This window comes from Formosimonas limnophila, from assembly GCF_014652675.1.
Lineage (GTDB): Bacteria > Pseudomonadota > Gammaproteobacteria > Burkholderiales > Burkholderiaceae > Hydromonas > Hydromonas limnophila.
Genome location: NZ_BMZG01000020.1, coordinates 1 through 3,827, shown reverse-complemented (window position 1 = coordinate 3,827; position 3,827 = coordinate 1). Strand labels below are relative to the sequence as shown.

At 49.9% G+C, this 3,827-nt stretch carries 4 protein-coding genes; all 4 read right to left on the bottom strand.

The window, feature by feature from the left end:
- Positions 1-615 precede the first annotated feature (615 nt).
- Positions 616-1,122, bottom strand: a complete 507-nt coding sequence (locus tag IE082_RS10880; RefSeq protein WP_229809835.1) for a hypothetical protein — start codon at positions 1,120-1,122, stop codon at positions 616-618.
- Complete coding sequence (locus IE082_RS10875; protein WP_189493936.1) at positions 1,119-1,328, bottom strand: EndoU domain-containing protein; 210 nt, start codon at positions 1,326-1,328, stop codon at positions 1,119-1,121. Before IE082_RS10875 ends, IE082_RS10880 begins: the two co-directional genes overlap by 4 nt.
- Before the next feature lie 5 nt (positions 1,329-1,333).
- Positions 1,334-1,570 carry a YrhB domain-containing protein gene (locus IE082_RS10870; RefSeq protein WP_189493935.1) on the bottom strand — a complete coding sequence of 79 codons (237 nt, stop codon included), beginning with the start codon at positions 1,568-1,570 and terminating at the stop codon, positions 1,334-1,336.
- The coding region (locus IE082_RS10865; RefSeq protein ID WP_268244699.1) for a toxin glutamine deamidase domain-containing protein at positions 1,567-3,827 on the bottom strand (2,261 nt) is incomplete at its 5' end. The genes IE082_RS10865 and IE082_RS10870, both read right to left, overlap by 4 nt.

Sequence of the window (3,827 nt, the reverse complement as noted above, 5' to 3'; positions counted from 1 at the left end):
TTTGACTGCCGACGCTGGTGTCTGAGTGGTGAGTATCGATGTTGTGTGTACTTTTAGATGAGAGGAAACCTTTCTTCTTCCGATACTCTTCTTTGTAGTCATCGTGGGTGGCTCGCCCTGCTTCGATATTGACGGTGTCAGCAACAAGCGTGGCCGCGCCATCGGCAACGACGTTGGCCGCTCGCAGGTTGATGGCGTTGTCAGCNGCGTAGTCGCTGCGCGATTCGACAGATTTGCGCTTACTGTCCCATGCCCAAACAGCTTGTTCGGCGTCACCTGTGGTGATGGTTTTTGAATTGATGTTCTCGGCTGAGAGAAGTGCACTGCCTGCGCTACTGACATTGGCAGAGGTGAGGTTGATGTCTTTGGTGGCGACCATGGTCAAAGCCGGTGTGGTCGTGGTTTTACCATCCTTATCCGTGACGGTGGTGTCTTTGTCGAGTGCCTGCACTGTGCCGATTTGGTCAAGCTCGGTGCGTGTCGATGAGTAGCCGCGTGTGGTGCGATTGGCCATGTTGCCAGTGCTGGTGGTTTGCTGACTTTGCTTAAACGCAAACAGCCTCAGCGGGACAAATCCCGCTGAGGCTGTTTGACAAATAAACAAAAACCAACGGTTCACTTCTTGCCTCGCTTCTTCTGTTCTTTAGCCATAACTTTGCGTTCATCTAAGGTAAAGCCAATCCGACCGCCGAGTTTGTTAAAGTATAAATCAGCGGCAGCTTCGCCATCTAATAAGTACTCAATGTCAAATGTGGCAGGTGGATTAGCAGGATCGGTGCGGGTACTTAGGAGAAATTGTTTGTAGTTTTCTAATGCGCCAACCGCTTGCTCATAGGTCATGGCGACTTTCATTTCTTCGTCGTATTCGCAATGAATGTACACCACGCCTTTAAACATGCCCCAATGATGCGCGTTGCCTGAACCCAAGTAACCGCCATAGGGCGGGTTCTCAAGTTTAGCCGCTTCGTGAAACTGCTTAATTACACGTTCGGCGCTGTCTGCACCTTGGATGTCAGTACCAAGCCAAGTGACAATTTCATGAGAGCCAATATTTCTAATACTTGAACCAAGCAGGTACTCTTTAGTATTGTCCATCCAAATATTTGAAGTCCTAAAAATCATTTTTTAATCCCCCATACAGGCCAAGCAGTAGCACCAGAACCGTCAGGTTTTCCATAAAAACCTTCAATTGTTATACCGCTTGGAGATACTCCCCTCCACACTTTTATTGGACCGTTTGAAGGTGTAACAGGGGAAGAATTCAAAAACGCCCCTTGAATTTCATGCATGGTTTGTCTTTGCGTCCACGCTTCGGGGTAAATGGACATGACACCTACCAATTTCTTCTAGATTCAACTATCAAACCGTCTTTACTTACAAAAATAGGAGTATTTCCAACAAGGGAGTAGCCCATGTCCCTTGTTTGTAAAAATTTACTCGATTGATAATACACATACCAGCCTTCCGAAAACTCTTCTACACGGGTAATACTGTAAGCATCATCTTCAAGAGGAATCATTTTTGTCAAAATATACTCTTGGGCTAATTTCTTTGCATTTTGTTCAGTCATTTTCCTGTAATTCCAAATTGAATGTGGGGAAAGTTGGAAAAGTTTCTTAGTCCAGTTCCGCCTGTTTGACCATCAATATAATTTATGCGACCATTTTGTACAACCGCATTCCAAACATGCCCTGTGTCACCTGCTGAATTCATACCATAGACAACAGCTCTAGTGCCCTCTCCTGATTGGAGCAAAGTGCGTTCTAAATGGCTTTTACTAACCCATCCACTCATCTGAGTATTATATAAAGGCCCAAGTTCATTAAAAGGTAACGGTTGACTCCTTGGCAATGCACTTGCAGTATTACCCGTTGCAAGTTGATTGTCCACAACGTAAGCACAGTTAGTACAATTTTGAGTTGAACCTGTTGGGTTAACATTGGACACATTACCCACAGGTGCAGGATTTGTCCCCACCACTGCTGGCTTGCCATTGACCGTCCCATTTACCGCAGTTGTCCCATTGGTATAACTCGGTCTAACGCCGCCATTGGCCAAGGTTGTCGCCGCTGTACCCGCAACCCCATTTACCACACCCACCATCGTATTAAACGGCACATCACCCGCTACCATAGCGCGGTCGGTTTCATTCATCTGACGCAATAGGGGATAGCCTTGCGCATCGAAGCCTACCGTGACATAACCAACACCTGTTTTGGGGTCAACTTGAGCGACACCAAGCGTAAACGGTAGGGTTTCGCCCAACTGATTGCCATAGTAAATGTTGTAGGTTTTTGAGTCGCCGCGCACTAAGGTGGCTCCTGCAGCACTATTGGTGAAGTAAGCATCTCGTGCAGCCAGTGTTTCTTCATCAACCGCACCGCTCATATTGCCGATGTTCATGCCATAGCCGTTGCTGTTGAGGATGGCTTTCGGTTTGGTGCCGATATCTGGGCGTGTGTTCACCGTGGTCGATAAGTCCTGCGATAGCTCACTCAATCTGCGCAGCATATCTGGGTTGTTCATCTGCGCGGCCATGACTTCAACCTCGACTTTGAACGCATCGCTCCACTCTGGATGCTGTGCCACGAGTCGGTCAACTTCTTGTTTGGTGTAAGTCGAGGCTCCAACAGTATTGGTGCGCAAAGTCGCAATGAACTGAATCTCTTGACTATTGAGTGGCTGCCCGCTGATATATTTATCGTAGATACGTTTGAGTTCTTTGTCATTGGCTGCCGAGCGTTCGCCGAGTTTTCGAGCTGCGGCCACATCGCCGTTTTGAACAGCGGCCATTAATTTTTGTATGTTGGGACGGCTCAAGAGGTTATCATCCACCTCAATCTTGCTCGCCAAAACCGCTGCCGCTGCATCCCCACCCGCTGCTGCGGTCACACCACCGACGAGGCTGGCGATGAGATTGCTGTAGGCTTGTCTTTGCTCAGCCGTCATGTTTTTGGTGTCGGCTGCGATGAGGTTGTTGAGCGCAACGGTTGCAGCGGAGCCTGCTGCGGCTGAGGCACAGTCACCGCCTGTGGCGGCTGCGCCTGCGCAGCCTGCGATGCTGTGTAGGAGGCCACGGATGGTTTCTGATTCGGCGGTTGGTTTGCCGTTTGTCATGAATCCATCGGCGATGTCTTTGATTTGCGTTGCACCGTATTGACGGATAACGTTGATGGCGGTGTTTTGTAGCAAACTCGCGCCGCTGCCTGTGACGTTGCCGCTGGCGGCACCGACAAGGCCAGTCAGAATCATGCTGCCCGTGCCGCCGTTGCCCCAGAGGTTTTGGCGGGTGGCGTAGTTGAGGGTTTGACCGTTGACGGTGGTGTCGCCCAACTCGTAGCCTTTCTCATAGGCTTCTTTATTGGTGAGCTGACGCACGCCGATTTCGTTGCCATCTTTGTCAAACACTTTCACTGTGATGGCTTTGTTGTCTTTGCCCACAGCTGGCTTTTCACCCGCTGCATCAATGTCCTTGGCCATGATGCTCATGAACTTCTGCGTGTTTTCTGAGAGGGTTTTAACAATCTCAAACCCAGTGGCGATTTTGTCTTTGTCGCGCTCGTAGAGGTTCTCAAGCCCTGTGGCGTTTTGCATGTCGAGGGTGACGTCACGATTCAGATTGGCGACGGTTTGCTCAGTCGTTTGACCTGTGGCGGCCTGCTGCCCTGCTTCATCACGAATGGTGACAGTGCCCGCAGCGATGCCCGAGCGCGTGGTGCTGTTCTCGTCGTCCTTGGCCTGCATGACGGAAGGCAAGCCTGCATTAAAGCCATTGTAACCGCCTTGTTCACCTGTCCTGCTGTCGGTACCGCTGTAGCTGGCGGATA